Origin of the sequence: Frateuria defendens (genome assembly GCF_001182895.1) — a bacterium.
GTDB classification, from domain to species: Bacteria; Pseudomonadota; Gammaproteobacteria; order Xanthomonadales; family Rhodanobacteraceae; genus Frateuria_B; species Frateuria_B defendens.
In genome coordinates, this window is record NZ_LFQR01000002.1 from 1 (window position 1) to 17,174 (window position 17,174).

Annotated in this window: 11 protein-coding genes; 8 read left to right on the forward strand and 3 right to left on the reverse strand. The window is 66.6% G+C overall.

The features are described from left to right. The first annotated feature begins 414 nt into the window (after window positions 1–414). The 5 genes from ACH65_RS00135 (at window position 415) to fdhE (ending at window position 7,877) form a co-directional block, all read left to right on the forward strand. Window positions 415–2,019: a S53 family peptidase gene (locus tag ACH65_RS00135; RefSeq protein ID WP_049620569.1), complete on the forward strand. Its 1,605-nt coding sequence runs from the start codon at window positions 415–417 to the stop codon at window positions 2,017–2,019. Between the two features lie 309 nt (window positions 2,020–2,328). Next, window positions 2,329–5,337, forward strand: coding sequence for a formate dehydrogenase-N subunit alpha (fdnG, locus tag ACH65_RS00145; protein WP_484494425.1), 3,009 nt, complete (start codon window positions 2,329–2,331; stop codon window positions 5,335–5,337). A gap of 10 nt (window positions 5,338–5,347) precedes the next feature. After that, on the forward strand, window positions 5,348–6,274 hold the full coding sequence (gene fdxH / locus ACH65_RS00150) for a formate dehydrogenase subunit beta (RefSeq protein WP_049620541.1): 927 nt from the start codon (window positions 5,348–5,350) through the stop codon (window positions 6,272–6,274). Continuing rightward, complete coding sequence (locus tag ACH65_RS00155) at window positions 6,271–6,930, forward strand: formate dehydrogenase subunit gamma (RefSeq protein WP_049620542.1); 660 nt, start codon at window positions 6,271–6,273, stop codon at window positions 6,928–6,930. Before fdxH ends, ACH65_RS00155 begins: the two co-directional genes overlap by 4 nt. Continuing rightward, window positions 6,927–7,877, forward strand: a complete 951-nt coding sequence (gene fdhE / locus ACH65_RS00160) for a formate dehydrogenase accessory protein FdhE (RefSeq protein WP_049620543.1) — start codon at window positions 6,927–6,929, stop codon at window positions 7,875–7,877. Before ACH65_RS00155 ends, fdhE begins: the two co-directional genes overlap by 4 nt. A gap of 229 nt (window positions 7,878–8,106) precedes the next feature. Here the strand turns inward: fdhE and ACH65_RS00165 are convergent, their stop codons facing one another. Beyond that, window positions 8,107–9,132 carry a permease gene (locus ACH65_RS00165; protein ID WP_049620544.1) on the reverse strand — a complete coding sequence of 342 codons (1,026 nt, stop codon included), beginning with the start codon at window positions 9,130–9,132 and terminating at the stop codon, window positions 8,107–8,109. 681 nt (window positions 9,133–9,813) lie between these two features. Here ACH65_RS00165 and ACH65_RS18630 point away from each other — a divergent pair. Continuing rightward, window positions 9,814–10,854: a DNA cytosine methyltransferase gene (locus tag ACH65_RS18630; protein WP_082190048.1), complete on the forward strand. Its 1,041-nt coding sequence runs from the start codon at window positions 9,814–9,816 to the stop codon at window positions 10,852–10,854. On the opposite strand, the gene ACH65_RS18635 is transcribed toward ACH65_RS18630, so the two are convergent. After that, window positions 10,808–11,221, reverse strand: a complete 414-nt coding sequence (locus tag ACH65_RS18635) for a very short patch repair endonuclease (RefSeq protein WP_237561391.1) — start codon at window positions 11,219–11,221, stop codon at window positions 10,808–10,810. The genes ACH65_RS18630 and ACH65_RS18635 overlap by 47 nt on opposite strands. Before the next feature lie 28 nt (window positions 11,222–11,249). Then, window positions 11,250–13,310, reverse strand: coding sequence for a BbrUII/HgiDII family restriction enzyme (locus ACH65_RS00170; protein WP_049620545.1), 2,061 nt, complete (start codon window positions 13,308–13,310; stop codon window positions 11,250–11,252). Window positions 13,311–13,798: 488 nt separating this feature from the next. On the opposite strand from ACH65_RS00170, the gene selA reads away from it, so the two are divergent. Further along, on the forward strand, window positions 13,799–15,232 hold the full coding sequence (selA, locus tag ACH65_RS00175; RefSeq protein ID WP_049620546.1) for an L-seryl-tRNA(Sec) selenium transferase: 1,434 nt from the start codon (window positions 13,799–13,801) through the stop codon (window positions 15,230–15,232). Continuing rightward, the gene (selB, locus tag ACH65_RS00180; RefSeq protein ID WP_049620547.1) at window positions 15,229–17,172 is read left to right on the forward strand and encodes a selenocysteine-specific translation elongation factor; all 1,944 of its coding nucleotides are present in this window, start codon (window positions 15,229–15,231) and stop codon (window positions 17,170–17,172) included. The genes selA and selB overlap by 4 nt, the downstream gene beginning before the upstream one ends. Window positions 17,173–17,174 lie beyond the last annotated feature (2 nt).

Sequence of the window (17,174 nt, forward strand, 5' to 3'; positions counted from 1 at the left end):
AACACCGGCCAAAGGCCGGCCAGCCTGCGATTGGGCCAACAACACAGCCTTCCCTCGCGGATACCAGCAGGGAGATCGTGAACCGGCTCTTATTTCCCGAGCCGTGTGCCGGTCGCCTCCGCGTGCGCGGGGCGGCACCCTTCGCCAGCCAAAAATCGAAACCATTCGATTAAGCAATGGAGCCGAAATTAGTTGCGTTATTCGCAATAAATTACCGCCAAGGCGATTAAGACGACCAGTTGTCAGTTTCGCTACAAAAATTATCTGGCGGCGATTTTCCCTGTGCTAGCGTGCCTTCCGGCAGGCGCCACCGTGCGCCTGTCCCGGGGCGGCCTTGCCGTATCCAAACGTCCCGCACCTGCAAGTCGCCGGTTTTTCTCCATATCACTGGATTTCAGCATGAGGAGTGGTTTTATGCAGATGAAGAAAACGTCGCTCAGCCTGGCTTTGGGCGCCGTCCTGTCGCTGGCGTCTTCGGTAACGCTGGCCGCGGCCGCCCCGGCCGCGACGTGGAAGACCACCGCCACGCATGCGCACGAACTGGCCGCCACCGCCGCCGCGGGCGACCTCGCCGCGTCCGACACGCCGGTGCACGTGGAAGTGGTGCTCAAGGTGCAGAACAAGGCGACGCTGGACGATTTCATCACCTCCTCGCACAACCCCAGGAGCCTGCTGTTCGGCGCCAAGCTGCAGCCGAAGGACGTCGTGGCCGAGTTCTCGCCGAGCGAGGCCCAGGTGCAGGCGGTCGTGGACCATCTCAGCCAGGCCGGCTTCACCCACATCACCGTGTCGCCCAACCGCCTGCTGGTCTCCGCCGACGGCGACGCCGCCAGCGCACACGCCGCCTTCCAGACGCGCCTGGTGAAGGCGCTCGACGCGGAAGGCCGCAGCGCCTATGCCAACATCGACGACGCCAAGGTCCCGGCCGCGCTGGCCGACACCGTGCTCTCGGTGGTGGGCCTGCAGACCGTCTCGCACGCGCACACGATGAACAAGCCGGCCTCCGGCACGCAGGCCACCACCGGCATCGTCGGCCACAACCCGACCGCCTTCCCCGCCATCTACGACGTGGGCAGCACGCCGACGGCGTCGACGGTCACCGTGGGCATCATCACCGACGGCGACATGACGCAGCCGCTCAAGGACCTCAACACCTTCACCTCCCAGAACGGCCTGCCCGCGGTCAACACCGCCGTGGTGGTGGTCGGCGGCGCCAGCACCGACACCAGCGGCACCGCCGAATGGGACCTCGACAGCCAGGACATCGTGGCCATGTCCGGCGGCGTCAACAAGCTCATCTTCTACGCCGCCAACTCGCTCTCCAACAGCGCCCTCACCGCGGACTTCAACAAGGCGGTGAGCGACAACCAGGCCAGCGTCATCAACGTCTCGCTGGGCGAGTGCGAGACCTACGCCTACAACGACGGTTCGATGGCCGCCGACGACCAGATCCTCGCGCTGGGCGTCGCCCAGGGGCAGACCTTCTCCATCTCGACCGGCGACGCCGGCGCCAACGAATGCGGCAAGAGCCCGCGCGGCACCACGCCGAGCTACCCGGCCAGCTCGCCCTACGTGGTCGCCGTCAGCGGCACCACGCTGACCACCGGCGTCAACAACAGCTGGGTGGGCGAGACGCTGTGGAGCAAGGCGGGCGGCAGCCCGAGCACCGTCGAGCCCAAGCCGAGCTGGCAGACCCAGGGCGGCGGCAGCACCCGCGACGTGGCGGACGTGGCCTTCGACGCCGACCCGAACTCCGGCTCCATCATCGTGCTCAACGGCGGCAGCGCGCAGTACGGCGGCACCAGCCTGGCGGCGCCACTGTTCGCCGGCGTCTGGGCCCGCGAGCTGGCCGCCCACCCGGGCCTCGGCTTCGCCGGCCCGCACCTGTACGGCGCGCCCTCGGCCGTCTATCACGACATCACCTCCGGCAGCAACGGCGGCGAGACGGCCGCGCCGGGCTGGGACTACGCGAGCGGCTTCGGCAGCACCATCGTGAGCGCACTGAACGCGAGCCTGTAAGGCGCATGCATCGCTGAACCCGCGGGGCATCCGTCGCGAGGCGGATGCCCCGTTTTTTTGGAGCATCCCGCAACGGCGCCACGCGCCCGGCGAAAGCGGGGGGCGTACCGCCCGTGCGGACATAGTGCTACCTTTCCGCCGAACAACGGGGGTTGAGTCCCGTCGTCCCCAGGAAGTCTCTCGAGCCACGTCCGCCGCCCCTCCACCGGGCGGCCTGTCCAGCCAATTTCCGGGAGCAAAACGATGGCGCTCACCCGCCGCGAGTTCATCAAGGTCACGGGCCTCGGCCTGGCCGCATCGAGCCTTGGCATGCTCGGCTTCGGTGCCGCCGGGGTGGCGCAAGCCGCCGCCGTACGGCCATTCAAGCTCACCCACGCGACCGAGACGCGCAACACCTGCACGTACTGCTCGGTCGCCTGCGGCATCCTGATCTACAGCATGGGGGACCGCGCCAAGAACGCGCGCTCCAACATCATCCACATCGAGGGCGACCCGGACCATCCGGTGAACCGCGGCACCCTGTGTCCGAAGGGCACGGCCCTGCTCGACGTGGTGCACGCCCCCACCCGCCTGAAGGCCCCACGCTACCGGCCGCCCGGCGGCACCGAGTTCAAGGAAGTCTCCTGGGACTTCGCCCTGGACCGCATCGCCAAGCTGATGAAGGAGGACCGCGACAAGCACTTCATCGCCAGGAACGCGGCCGGCACCACGGTCAACCGCTGGACCAGCACCGGCATGCTGGCGGCCTCGGCGTCGTCCAACGAAACCGCCTACCTCACCTGGAAGGTGGCCCGCTCCCTCGGCATGGTGGTGTTCGACAACCAGGCGCGCGTCTGACACGGACCGACGGTGGCCAGTCTGGCCCCATCATTCGGTCGCGGTGCGATGACCAACACCTGGCAGGACATCAAGAACGCCAATCTCGTCATCGTCATGGGCGGCAATGCCGCCGAAGCCCACCCCTGCGGCTTCAAGTGGGTGATCGAGGCAAAGATCGAGAACGGCGCCAAGCTGGTCGTGGTCGATCCACGCTTCACCCGCACGGCCTCGGTGGCCGACTACTATGCCCCGATTCGCCCGGGCACGGACATCGCGTTCCTGAGCGGCGTGATCCGCTACCTGCTGGAGCAGGACGCGATCCAGCACCAGTACGTGCGCGCCTACACCAACGCCAGCCTGGTGGTGAAGGAAGGCTTCGCCTTCGAGAATGGCCTGTTCAGCGGCTACAACGAGGAAACCCACAGCTACGATAGGTCGAGCTGGGACTACGAGCTGGACGAGCAGGGCTTCGCCAAGTCCGACGACAGCTGGCAGCACCCGCGCTGCGTGATCAACCTGCTCCGCCAGCACGTTTCCCGCTACACGCCGGAGACGGTCTCGCGCATCTGCGGCACGCCGCAGGACAAGTTCCTGCACATCTGCGGGCTCATCGCCGCCACCGCCGCGCCGGACAAGGCCATGACCAGCCTGTTCGCGCTGGGCTGGACGCAACACTCGGTCGGCTCGCAGAACATCCGCACGATGGCAATGATCCAGCTGCTGCTGGGCAACATCGGCGTGGCCGGCGGCGGCATGAACGCGCTGCGCGGGCATTCCAACATCCAGGGACTGACCGACGTCGGCCTGCTCTCCAATCTGATGCCGGGCTATCTCAACCTGCCCCTGGACAAGGAGACCAGTCTCGACGAGTACATGAAGACAAAGCAGTACAAGCCGCTTCGTCCAGGACAAACCAGCTACTGGCAGAACTACCGCAAGTTCGTGGTCAGCCTGCAGAAGGCGATCTACGGCGACGCCGCCACCCAGGACAACAACTGGGCCTACGACTGGCTGCCCAAGCTCGACGTGCCGATGTACGACATCATCCGGGCCTTCGAGATGATGAACAACGGCCAGTTGACCGGCTACATCTGCCAGGGCTTCAACCCGCTGCAGGCCTTCCCCGACCGCGGCAAGATCCGTCGCGGCCTGTCCAAGCTCAAGTTCCTGGTCACCATGGACCCGCTGGACACCGAGACCTCGCGCTTCTGGCAGGACTTCGGGCCGCAGAACCCGGCCAGGTCGGCCGAGATCCAGACCGAGGTGTTCCAGCTGCCGACCACCTGCTTCGCCGAGGAGAACGGCTCGCTGGTCAACTCGGCGCGCTGGCTGCAATGGCACTGGAAGGCGGCCGAGGCGCCCGGCGAGGCCATGTCCGACATCTGGATCATGAGCGGCATCTTCCACCGCCTGCGCGAGCTGTACCGCAAGGAAGGCGGTGCCTTCCCCGACCCGATCCTCAACCTGACCTGGAAGTACACCGACCCGGTCGAACCGGACCCGGAGGAGCTGGCACGGGAAATGAACGGCCGCGCGCTGGCCGACCTCACCGACCCGGCCACCGGCGCGGTCCTCACCAAGGCCGGCACCCTGCTGGACGGCTTCGCCCAGTTGCGCGACGACGGCACCACCGCCTCGGGCTGCTGGATCTTCTCAGGTTCCTTCACCGAGAAGGGCAACCAGATGGCCCGCCGCGATGCCACCGACCCGCGCGAGCAGGGCATCGCGCCGAACTGGGCGTGGGCCTGGCCGGCCAACCGGCGCATCCTGTACAACCGCGCCAGCGCGGACCAGGACGGCAAGGCCTGGAACCCGGCCAAGCCGATCATCGAGTGGAACGGCAGCCGCTGGGAGGGCATCGACGTGCCCGACTACGGCCCCACCGTGAAGCCCTCCGACGGCGTCGGCCCGTTCATCATGAACGCCGAAGGCATGGGCCGCCTGTTCGCCCGCGACCTGATGGCCGACGGCCCCTTCCCCGAGCACTACGAGCCGCTGGAGTCGCCGGTGGAGAACGTGCTGCATCCGAAGGTGCGCTCCAACCCGGTGGCGCGCGTGTTCGCCAGCGACCGGGCCGCGTTCGGCACCCCGCAGCACTACCCGTACGTGGCGACCACCTACCGCCTCACCGAGCACTTCCACTTCTGGACCAAGCACGCGCTGATCAACGCCATCCTCCAGCCGGAGGAATTCGTCGAGATCGGCGAGGTGCTGGCCAAGGAGAAAGGCATCGAGCAGGGCGGCTGGGTGAAGGTGTCCTCCAAGCGCGGCGAGGTGGTGTGCAAGGCCTACGTGACCAAGCGCATCAAGCCGCTCCTGGTCGACGGCAAGCCGACCCACGTGATCGGCGTGCCGTTGCACTGGGGCTTCACCGGCCAGGCCAGGAAGGGCTACGGCGCCAACACGCTGACGCCCTCCGTCGGCGACGCCAACACCCAGACGCCGGAGTTCAAGGCGTTCCTCGTCAACGTCGAAAAGACCGGCGCGCCGGCAGCCTGAGGCCACAGTCATGTCAGACCTGCAATCGCAAGACTATGTTCGGCGCTCCGCCTCGACCCTGACGCCGCCTTCGGTCCGCAGCCACGAGGACGAGGTGGCCAAGCTGATCGACGTCAGCCGCTGCATCGGCTGCAAGGCCTGCCAGTCGGCGTGCATGGAATGGAACGACCTGCGGCCGGAAGTGGGCCACTTCGAAGGCTCCTACGAGAACCCGGCGGACCTCGGCCCGAGCGTGTGGACCCTGATGAAGTTCGCCGAGCACGAGAACGAACAGGGCAACCTCGAGTGGCTGATCCGCAAGGACGGCTGCATGCACTGCGAGGACCCGGGCTGCCTGAAGGCCTGCCCGGCGCCCGGCGCGATCGTGCAGTACGCCAACGGCATCGTCGACTTCATCAGCGACAAGTGCATCGGCTGCGGCTACTGCGTGAAGGGCTGCCCGTTCAATATCCCGCGGATCAGCAAGCAGGACCATAAGTCGTACAAGTGCACGCTCTGCTCCGACCGCGTGTCGGTCGGGCTGGAGCCGGCCTGCGTCAAGGCCTGCCCCACCGGCGCCATCATGTTCGGCTCCAAGACCGACATGAAGCACCAGGCCGCCGAGCGCATCGAGGACCTGAAATCCCGCGGCTTCGACCAGGCCGGCCTGTACGACCCGCCGGAGGTGGGCGGCACCCACGTGATGTACGTGCTGCACCACGCGGACAAGCCCTCGCTGTACTCGGGCCTGCCCGACAAGCCGCGGATCAGCCCCGTGGTGGGCGCGTGGAAGGGCTTCATCAAGCCGCTGGCCGTGGCCGGCATCGCGCTCGCCGCCGTCGGCGCCTTCTTCCACTGGATCACCGCCGGCCCGAACGAGGTGACCGAGGAAGACGAGGCCGAGGGCGAGCGCGTGCTGCGCGAAGCCGACGCGCACGAACCGGAGAAGTCGCCATGACCCGCCCGAACAACGCGATCACCCGCTATACCGCGGCGAACCGGGTCAACCACTGGATCACCGCCCTCTGCTTCGTGCTGCTCACCCTCTCGGGCCTGGCGATGTTCCACCCGATGCTGTTCTTCCTCTCCGGCCTGTTCGGCGGCGGCCAGTGGATGCGCGCGGCGCATCCGTGGATCGGCATCGTGCTGATGGCGAGCTACCTCGGCCTCATCATCCAGTTCTGGCGCGAGAACCTCGTGAACAGGGACGACGTGGCCTGGATGAAGTCGATCCGGTACGTGGCGGTCAACGACGAGGAACACGTGCCGCCGGTCGGCCGCAACAACGCCGGCCAGAAGATGGTGTTCTGGTCGATGACGCTGCTGGTTCCGGCGCTGTTCTTCAGCGGCCTCTTGATCTGGGAGGTGTACTTCGGCGCGGCCACCTCGATCCCGGTGCAGCGCGTGGCCGTGCTGGTGCACAGCCTGGCCGCGATCGCGGCGATCCTCGTCTGGGTCGTGCACGTCTACGCGGCGATCTGGATCCGCCATTCGGTGCGGGCCATGACCCAGGGCTACGTGACCCCGGGCTGGGCCTGGCGCCATCACCGCAAGTGGCTGTGGGAACTGGCTTCCGAGCAGCACGACAAGGCGCCCCCCAGGAAGCACCCGTGAAGCAGGCTGCAGCACCGCCCAACGCCAAGTGGACCGGCCCGGCGCAGGCCGGCGTCAAGTCGCCCGACCCGATCCTGCTCGCCGATCCCGCCAGGCGCTTCGCCGCCACCGCGCAACGGCTTGAAAACCTCGCCGCCGGGCATCCCATGGAGGCCTGGCTGCGCTTCATGGCCAGCCTCGCGCAGGCCCAGCACGCCGTGGCGACCACGCTCGCCCCCGCCGCCGCGCCCGACCCGACCGCGGTGGCCCAGGCCGTCGAGGCGCGCCTGCCACCGCTGGCGGCGGACGGCCATCGCCGCGAAGCGTCCTGGCGCGAAGGGCTCGCCCTGCTGCTCGATCGCATCGACGGCAGCGCTCTGCCGCCGGCCGCGCTGGCCGTCATGGCGCAACTGCGGCGCAGCGATGCCGCCGCGCAGGAGAAGCTGGCCGACCAGTTCCTGCGCGGCGGACTCGCCGCCGCCGATGCCGGCGCCGCCGTCTACGTGGCCGCCGCCCTGCAGGTCTATTTCACCGCCTCGGCGGCGCGCCTCAAGGCCGAAGACCTGCGGCTGCTCGAAGAGCGCGGGCTCTGCCCCTGCTGCGGCTCGCCCCCGGTATCCGGCCTGATCACCGCCAGCGGCCAGGCGCCCGGCACGCGCTACCTGTATTGCTCGCTGTGCTCCACCGCGTGGAACCACGTGCGCGCCGTGTGCATCACCTGCGGTGGCACGCGCCGGCTCTCCCTGCAGGGCATCGAGGGCGACGCTGGCCTGGTCAGGGCCGAAACCTGCGGCGAATGCCACACCTACGCCAAAGTGCTGTACCAGGTGCGCGACATGCAGGCCGACCCTTACGCGGACGACCTCGCCTCGCTGGGCCTGGACATGCTGGTCGCCGAGGAAGGCTTCGCCCGGCACGCACCGAACCCGCTGCTGCTGGTTGGTGAGACCGAAGCCGCGACCGGGTAGCTACACAGCCTGCGAGAGTGATCCCTCTCCCTCCGGGACTTGGGGTTAGCGTTGAATGTCAGCCGGCCTTTGCGAGCGCCTTACCTCGGCCTCACTCTCCCAAGCCGAATCCTTCTCCCCTTGGGAGAAGGTGCCGGCAGGCGGATGAGGGTGCGGGCGGAGCGAGGCCCCGACGGACGCCGACCTTCCCACCCTCGCCCTTGCCCTCACCGCCCGGTGCTCTCGCGCATCAGCGCAATTGCAGCCACACCGCCAGCACTCCGCCGAGAACGCCAAACCCGACCACCGCCACCGCGACCGCCACCAGCACCCGCACGGGAAAGGCGCGCGCGAGCATCGCCAGCGACGGCAGGCTCACCGGCGGCAAGGTCAGCAGCAAGGCGGCGGCCGGCCCGCTCCCCAGGCCCAGCGCCAGCATCGCCTGCACGATCGGCACCTCGCCGGCCGTTGGGATCACGAACAGCATCCCGGCCAGCGCCAGGGCGGCGATCCAGAACCACTGGTCGCCGATCGCCGGCCCGATGTGCGGGAACATCCACGCGCGCAGCGCGCCCAGCAGCAGGACGATCACCACGTATTCGGGAATCAGCCGCGCCGCCATCCGCCCGAAGATCGCCATCCAGCGCCGCCCCGTCTCGGCCAGCGAGCGCGGCTCGGGCTCCGCGGGCAGCCACGGCCCGGCCGCCGCCTCCCGCCCCGGCGCGGCCATCCGGTTCGCCAGCCAGCCCAGCCCGAACACCATCGGCACGCCCAGCAGCACGCGCAGCAAGGTCCAGTGCCAGCCGAGCACGAAGCCGGTGAACACCAGGGTGGCGGGATTGAGCACGGTATTGCCGAGCCAGAACGCGATCGCGCCGCCGGGCGACGCCCTGTGCCTGCGCAAGCCCACGACCACCGGCGCCGCGCAGCAGGTGCACATCATCCCCGGCACCGCCAGCAGGCCGCCGGCCAGCACGCCGCCGAAGCCATGGCCGCCGAGCAGGCGCCCGATCCAGTGCGCCGGCAGCAAGGCCTGGATGCCCGAGCCCAGCAACAGGCCCAGCACCATCGCCTTCCAGATCGCCTTGCCATAGGCCAGCGCATAGTCGAGCGCCGCGTTCCAGGACGGCGCCGGCGCGCTCGCCGCCTCGCCCATCAGGATCGAATGGCCGATGGCATGCTCGGACGCGGCCACGAACGCGCGGCCGTAGTACGGCTGCCACTTCACGTAGAACAAGCCGGCGACCGCCAGCAGCAGGAACACGGACAAGCGCATGGTGCGCGCTGTTTGCAGAGCGGCAGGCATCGATCTCCCCTGCGGGCAATCGGGACATTACGGCCCTACAGGGCACGACATTGCCACCGGATGCCGCAGGCCAGGTGCGCTGCGCAGGGGCAAGACCTTCAATCGCGTGCCGCGCAGCATGCTACGGCCTGCGGGCAAAGTCACTACGGCTCGCGGGGCGCACAGCGATAAAGCGATCACCCGTACCGATCGTTCATGATCAGCGCGCCGACATCCTGACCGGCGTGAGACTATCGTTTGGAATCGGACAGAAGCGGACGTTGAGGAAGCGCAACCTCCCCCAGCTTTTTTTGGTATGACACATCAGCAAGTGGACGCGTCTCTGCGGTTGTTCGAATCCGACGGCTGTGCGCGACATCAACGCGCTTGTCGGGCTTGGACTGCTTAAGCGTGGCGCCACTGGAGACCGTAGCATGAGCTACGAATTCGGCATGGCGCACATCAAGCGGGGGTCACCTCAATCGGCCAGTCGTGACCAGAGTGCACGCACCTCAAACACCATGTTGCGACCGGAGAGGTGTTGGCTCGTCGGTTCGCTTCCAAACCTTCCACGTAATATCTGCTGCGCATTGAACACGAGTGGTGCATTTCTGCCGCTCGATCACTGAGATGCTTCTAGCTAGAATGGCCACAACCAGAGGAAGCGGTGGCATGATAGAAGCAGTAGATCTCTTTTGTGGCGTGGGAGGACTTACCGCGGGCCTACGCGGTGAGGGCGTGCGGGTTCTCGCCGGCTACGACATCGACTCCGCGTGCGAGTTTCCTTACCAGGAGAACAATGACGCCGAGTTCGTTCTGAAAGACGTTACCGAAGTGACGGTCGACGAGATTCGGTGCCGGTATACGCCCGGTGCTGTGCGACTGCTAGCGGGCTGCGCACCTTGCCAACCATTCTCGACATACAACCAAGGACGAGACACGAGCTCCGATCGAAAGTGGCCACTTCTCGATCAATTCGCCCGCCTGATCGAAGGGACCGCGCCCGACCTCGTAACCATGGAAAACGTCCCCGATGTCACCAAGCACGACGTATACCACCGATTCGTTGCTACGCTGACCGACCGACCCGACCCCTACCATGTATGGGCCGGCACGGTGTCATGCGCGGACTACGGCCTACCCCAGCGACGCAAACGGCACGTATTGTTGGCTTCTCGTCTTGGTCCAGTCGAATTGATTTCGCCAACTCACGCCGATCGACACATCACCGTGAAAGAAGCGATTGGCGCGTTACTGCCAGTAGCTGCCGGCGAAAGCGACCCCATCGACCCGCTGCACACAGCGTCGCGCCTCTCTGACATAAACATGAAGCGAATCAGGGCATCCAAGCCTGATGGAACGTGGCGTGACTGGCCAAAACGGTTACGAGCAGCGTGTCACCAAAAAGCTTCTGGGAAGACGTATCCCGGTGTGTACGGCCGCATGTCCTGGGACAAGCCCAGCCCAACGATGACGACATTGTGCTATGGATATGGCAATGGCCGCTTTGGGCATCCTTCTCAGGACAGAGCCATCACCTTGCGTGAGGCTGCGTTGCTACAAGCGTTTCCGCCAGACTACGTTTTCGTTCCACCTGACCAACCTGTCCACTTTCGCACGGTTGGTCGCATGATTGGCAACGCTGTTCCTGTTCGGCTTGGCGAGATCATCGCCAAGAGCCTACACCAGCATCTCGAACAACTGAGCCGCTGAGCCCGAGTTCATCACGAAGGCGTACCCTGAGGCGGTTCGGAACGCGGGCTTCGCACTCCCATACGACGACTACACGCCAGCCGAGCTTTTCGAGTTCGGCTCGCTGTCGTACATCACGCGCCACGTTGGCTTCAAATTTCGTCCGCCAGAATTCGACGTTTGATTTCGGCTCGGATGCGAGACGGCAACCCGGGTGTCGATGCCAAAAGCACCCATGGACAAAGACCGCGACTCGGCGCCGAGGAAGGACGAGATCAGGAGACCCAGGGAGGTCCTTCCTGTGTAGACGAAACCGGCCACCCAGCGCATGCACCAGCTTCCGGACAATCAATTCGGGTCCGGTATGCTTTTGCCGCACACGGCCCATGTGCGCGCTTCGCTGGGGCGTTGTCAGCCTATCCGTCAAGTGATGTCATCAACTCGTTCAAGCTGTTGAGCTCGGCAGTCGCTTCCATGTATTCGCCGTACGCCTGTTGAGCTCGGTGAATTAGCTCATCGTATTGAAGAATGCGCGATCCCGGTGAGACAAATCGCATCGCATTCTCATAGTCTGCGTGATTGTGTTGTTGTTCCGGCACTGGCTGCCCAACGACGAACACAACTTCGATCGAAGGCATTGATTCCGCTTTCGCTTCACCGGTGCTCACGAGCATCTTCTTTAGGTCATTGACGTAACCCTTACCCTGCGTCATCAACTCTTGGAGCGTAACCACCCTACCGGCCCGCTTGAGCTCGACAATGACGTGCTTTCCAGCGACCGTCTTGTATGCAATGTCCACTCTTCCGTTGCTCGTCTCGACATCGCGGTCAGCATGTGTCTCAGCAAACATCTTCGCCACACGCGTCTCCATGTACTCGGAGCCGGTCGCCCTCTCCCAGGACGGGTCAAGTAGCCAGAGTCGCTTGAAGATGTGCTGCTGGAGAACCTTTTCCTTTACGTTAAGGTCGACCGCCTTCTCAAGAGCCCGTATTGCTTCCAAACGCCCCGAGACAATGTCCCTATAGGCAGCACCTTCTACTGCATCATGATCAGCGAATAGGCGTATCAGTTCGACAGACCCGCTTTCGATTGCCGAAGCCAGAGCATCGCTCATTCCCTTTAACTTCATCCGCTCGAAGCCGTAGATCGCATGCTTTAGCAACTGTCGACGTTCAGCTTCGTCATCAACGCGCAGACGTTCTACTACACCAATGACGCGACGCGCGTTGCGCTTCAGACCTTCGGAATCGAGCGATGCAATCCAATTCCGTATTGCTGGGAATTCGTCCTCCACAACTGTCGGGTCGTCCATGCGGCGCCACTCCGTCCACTGCCTTTCGAGCTGCCCGAGCACCTTTTTGAGGTATACGAGCAAATCCTCATACCGCTGATCGTCTTCGATCACGCGTTGGCGATCACTTGTCGCGATGTCCTGATCGCCGCTTTCGTCGAGAAAATCGACCTCGATCTGGCCAGTCAGGTATTCCATGTAGTGGCGACTATCGGCAACCGCGCTGAGTATGTTTTCCTGGAACAACCGCCCTCTGGCGATGACCACGACGCCGTTCAGATTTCCGGCGGCGCCAGTGAGATCCTTTGGCTTGTACGCAGTGCCAAGCCAGCCGCGAACGCGCCGCGACGACTCCCACCCATCAAGCCGGCTATCGAGCGTCGATTCTCGCTTGACCGACTCCAGCCACTGTGGCTTCTTCCAGTCGCCTATCTTCCACAAATACTGACAAGCTGACAGGTCCCCGCGGTCCTTGGAGGTAACATCTTCGTCATTGATCGCGACAGTGAAGTCGTCCGTACCGATCACTGAGAATCGCCGGGCTAGGCGTTCACGAAGGTTCTTTGCGCGGACGCGGTGTTTCTTCAGGTCTCGCAACACGATTCGTGTGCCAACCTTAGGCATTTCTTCCTTAAGGCTGTCGAGTACTTCTGGCCTGTAACGACCTTGCTCGTGCTTGCGCGCGCTTCCGGCAACGGCTTCGATATCCGCCAGCTTCATCTTGAGCCCGCAACACTCGCCATCTTTGGTAGAGAAGACGGACACCTCCTTCGCGATGGAAAACGGCGCGAGTTTGCCGACACCCTTGCGCCCCATGACCGGGCGACCACCCGGCGTGCGATCGTCACCTTTCGCTCGCCGCCGGTAGCCCACAGTCAGAAACTTCTCGTTGACGTCGTTATGAGTCATGCCGACCCCGTTGTCAGCAATAACAATGCAGTCGCCTGGGACATCAATCTCAATGGACACCTTCTTGGCGTCGGCGTCCCATGCGTTCGCCACGAGCTCAGTCAGCACCGCCGGTACATTGCTGTAGAGGTTGATGCCGAGGTGGTCAAGCACACTGAGCTCAATGGAAAGCTCATAGCCCCCTATCACTTCCGACTCGTCTTCAGCGTTCTCCTCAGGGACCAGCACCTCGTCCTCGTCGACCACCTCGCTCTGAGCAACTAGCTCCTTGTTCATTCGCGACTCCCCACTGCCAGATTCGTTGTTGATTTTCGCATTTCCACAACATTTGGAGTCTCGCGCACCTGATGACCTGGGTGGGTTCTTCTCCGTTAGTGCGGATACTTCCAAGAAGCCCTCGAACACGCCAGGCCTCACCGTCCGCTACGGGTCGATTTCTGCCGGTCGACAGCAACACGCTACTGATCATACTGATCAGCGAGACGATCATGGGCGATCGGTCGCGTGATGCGTTAGTTGCGTTACCGCATTCGCGGCGGCGATGAGTGGATGCGCGCCGTGGCAATCCATCGCGTGCGCTCCTTCCCTGCGAAGACCATTGCACCCGCGATACCGCATCGCAAGCCACCCTCGGCACCCACGCCTGCCTTGACCCTGGTCCAGCCCACGCCGCAGCATACGCAGCCTTGGCCTTCTTTCTCTTTTGCCGCGCGCCGGCGTGGCGCGAGCTTAAGGATCGAGGCCGGGAATCGCGATGTCACCGGATGAGCGCCATGAGCGGACCCGAGGCCACCTCCCTGCGTCACCTCCCCGCGGTCGCCGCCGTGCTGGCCACGGCCGAGGCGGCTCCGCTGCTGGAGCGGCACGGGCGCGCCGCCACCACCGACGCCATCCGCCAGGCCATCGACGCGGCGCGCGAGGCCCTGCGCGCCGCGCCCGCCACGGCGCCGAGCGCCGCCGAGCTGGCGCAGCGGGCCCAGGGGCTGCTGGAATCGCGCGCGCCCAGCCTGCGCCCGCTGTTCAACCTCACCGGCACCGTGCTGCACACCAATCTCGGCCGCGCCGTGCTGGCCGAGGCCGCCGTCGAGGCGGCGGTGGCCGCGATGCGCCACGCGGTGGCGCTGGAATACGACCTGGACAGCGGCACGCGCGGCGAGCGCGACGATCACCTGCGCGCCCTGCTGTGCGAGCTGACCGGCGCGCAGGACGCCACCGTGGTCAACAACAACGCCGCCGCCGTGCTGCTCTGCCTCAACACGCTCGCGCTCGGGCGCGAGGCCGTGGTGTCGCGCGGCGAGCTGATCGAGATCGGTGGCGCCTTCCGCATGCCCGACATCATGGCGCGCGCCGGCGCGCGCATGGTCGAGGTGGGCACCACCAACCGCACCCATCCGGCCGACTACCGCGACGCCCTCAACGCGGACACCGGCGTCGTGCTCAAGGTGCACACCTCCAACTACCGCATCCAGGGCTTCACCGCGGAAGTCGGCGCGCGCAAGCTGGCCGCGCTCGCCGATGCCGCCGGCGTGCCGCTGCTCAACGACCTCGGCTCCGGCACCCTCGTCGATCTCTCCCGCTACGGGCTCGCCAAAGAACCCACCGTGCGCCAGGCCGTGGCCGAGGGCGCGCGGCTGGTCACCTTCTCGGGCGACAAGCTGCTGGGCGGCCCGCAGGCCGGCTTCATCGTCGGCGACCGCGCGCTGATCGCGCGGATCAACCGCAACCCGCTCAAGCGCGCGCTGCGCGTGGACAAGCTGCGCCTGGCCGCCATCGAGGCCACGCTGAACCTGTACCGCGATCCCGACCGCCTCGCCGAACGGCTGCCCACCCTGCGCTTCCTGGCCCGCGACAAGGCCGGCATCGAGGCCCAGGCGCGCCGCCTGCTCCCGGCCGTGGCCGAGCGGCTCGGCATGGCCTTCGCGGTCGAGGTCGGCGACTGCCTGAGCCAGGTCGGCTCCGGCGCCCTGCCGCTGGATACCCTCGCCAGCGCCGCGCTGCGGATCCGCCCGCGCGGCAGCCAGCGCGAACTCGAACAGCTGGCCGCGGCGTTGCGCGCCTTGCCGCGCCCGATCGTCGGCCGCGTCGCCGACGGCGCCCTGCGCCTGGACCTGCGCTGCCTGGCCGAAACCGACGAAACACCGTTCCTGGCCTCCCTCGCGCAACTCGACACCGGCAGCCTGGCCGCGCACGACCCATGATCATTGGCACGGCCGGCCATATCGACCACGGCAAGACCTCGCTGGTCAAAGCCCTCACCGGCGTCGACGGCGACCGTCTCAAGGAAGAGAAGGCCCGCGGCATCACCATTGACCTCGGCTTCGCCTACCTGCCGCTGGAAGACGGCCTCACCCTCGGCTTCGTCGACGTGCCCGGCCACGAGCGCTTCGTGCACACCATGGTGGCCGGCGCCAGCGGCATCGACATCGCCCTGCTGGTGGTGGCGGCCGACGACGGAGTGATGCCGCAGACCCTCGAACACCTGGCGATCCTGGACCTGCTGCACATCCGGCGCGGCCTGGTGGCCCTGACCAAGGCCGACCTGGCGACGCCCGAGCGGCTGGCCGAGGTGCGCGCGCAGATCCGCGAAGCGACCGCGGGCACCGTGCTCGCTGGCGCCGACATCTTGCCGGTTTCCTCGGCCACGGGCGCCGGCATCGGCGCGCTGCGCGAGCGGCTTGCCGCCGAGGCGCGCACGCTGGGCGAGCGCGCCGCCGACGGCCGCTTCCGCCTGGCCATCGACCGCGTGTTCGTGCTGCCCGGCATCGGCGTGACGGTGACCGGCACCGTGCTGTCCGGCGCGGTGCGCGTCAAGGACCAGGTGCTGCTCAGCCCCTCGGGACTGGCCGCGCGCGTGCGCTCGCTGCATGCGCAGAACCGCCCCGTGGAGAGCGGGCGGGCCGGCGACCGCTGCGCGCTCAATCTCGTCGGCGAGGGCATCGCCAAGGCGGCGATCCATCGCGGCGACATGCTGGTCGACCCTTTCCTGCACGCGCCGACCGACCGCATCGACGCGCGCCTGCGCCTCCTGCCCGGCGAACCCAGGCCGCTCGGCCAATGGTTTCCGGCGCGGCTGCACCACGGCGCGGTCGAAGTCGGCGCGCGCATCGTGCTGCTCGAAGGCGAGCAACTGCCGCCGGGCGGCACCACCGACATCCAACTGGTGCTGGATCGGCCGATCGCCGCCGCCGCGCTCGACCGCTTCGTGCTGCGCGACGTCTCCGCCCAGCGCACCCTAGGCGGCGGCCAGTTCCTCGACCTGCGCGCGCCCTCGCGCCAGCGCCGCACCGCCGCGCGCCAGGCCCAGCGCGCCGCGCTGGCCATCGCCGATCCGCAGCAGGCCTTCGCCGCCCTGCTCGACGCGCCGCCGTTCGCGTGGGATCTTCCGGGCTTCGCGCGGGAGCGCGCCCTGTCCCCGGCCAGGCTCGATGGCATCGTCGCCGCGCTCTCGCCGCTCGTCTTCGCCGCCGGCGACGAGCGCATCGCGGTCAACCGGACGCATTGGCTGCGCTTCGTCGCCGGCGTGGTCGAGTGTCTTCAGGCCTTCCACGCCTGCCATCCGGACCTGCAAGGCATGGGACGGGAGAAGCTGCGGCTGGCCTTGCAGCCCAGGCTGCCCGCCTCCGTCTTTGCGCAGGCCCTGCAGCATGCCGACCTCGCCGACCGCGTGGTCCGCGATGGCGCTTTCGTGCGGCTGGCCAGCCATTCCCTGCAGCTGAGCGCGGAGCGCGAGGCACTGTGGCAGGCGATTGCCCCGCTGCTGGACGGCGAGGCCCGCTTCCGCCCGCCGCGGGTGCGCGACATCGCCGGCGCGCTCGCCCAGCCGGAGCCGGACATCCGGCAGCTGATGAAATTCGCCGCACGGCTGGGCCTGACCGACGAAGTGGCGCACGATCATTTCTTCCTGCGCGCGACCGTGCACGAAATGGTGCTGATCGCCGCCGACGTCGCCGCGCAGGCGCCCGACGGCCGCTTCACCGCCGCGCAGTTCCGCGACCGCCTCGACAATGGTCGAAAAGTCGCCATCCAGATACTAGAATTCTTCGACCGGCAAGGCGTCACGCTCCATCGCGGCACCTTGCGCAGGCTCCAGGCGCGGTACCTCGATTTGTTCGGACCCGTTCCTCTGCAGTCGCGTTGAAT

Excerpts from the sequence above, each read along its gene's own strand:
- ACH65_RS00135 (WP_049620569.1), top strand. The coding sequence starts at position 415 with ATGCAGATGAAGAAAACGTCGCTCAGCCTGGCTTTGGGCGCCGTCCTG.
- fdxH (WP_049620541.1), top strand. The coding sequence starts at position 5,348 with ATGTCAGACCTGCAATCGCAAGACTATGTTCGGCGCTCCGCCTCGACC.
- ACH65_RS00155 (WP_049620542.1), top strand. The coding sequence starts at position 6,271 with ATGACCCGCCCGAACAACGCGATCACCCGCTATACCGCGGCGAACCGG.
- ACH65_RS00165 (WP_049620544.1), bottom strand. The coding sequence starts at position 9,132 with ATGCGCTTGTCCGTGTTCCTGCTGCTGGCGGTCGCCGGCTTGTTCTAC.
- ACH65_RS18630 (WP_082190048.1), top strand. The coding sequence starts at position 9,814 with ATGATAGAAGCAGTAGATCTCTTTTGTGGCGTGGGAGGACTTACCGCG.
- ACH65_RS18635 (WP_237561391.1), bottom strand. The coding sequence starts at position 11,221 with ATGGGCCGTGTGCGGCAAAAGCATACCGGACCCGAATTGATTGTCCGG.
- ACH65_RS00170 (WP_049620545.1), bottom strand. The coding sequence starts at position 13,310 with ATGAACAAGGAGCTAGTTGCTCAGAGCGAGGTGGTCGACGAGGACGAG.
- selA (WP_049620546.1), top strand. The coding sequence starts at position 13,799 with ATGAGCGCCATGAGCGGACCCGAGGCCACCTCCCTGCGTCACCTCCCC.
- selB (WP_049620547.1), top strand. The coding sequence starts at position 15,229 with ATGATCATTGGCACGGCCGGCCATATCGACCACGGCAAGACCTCGCTG.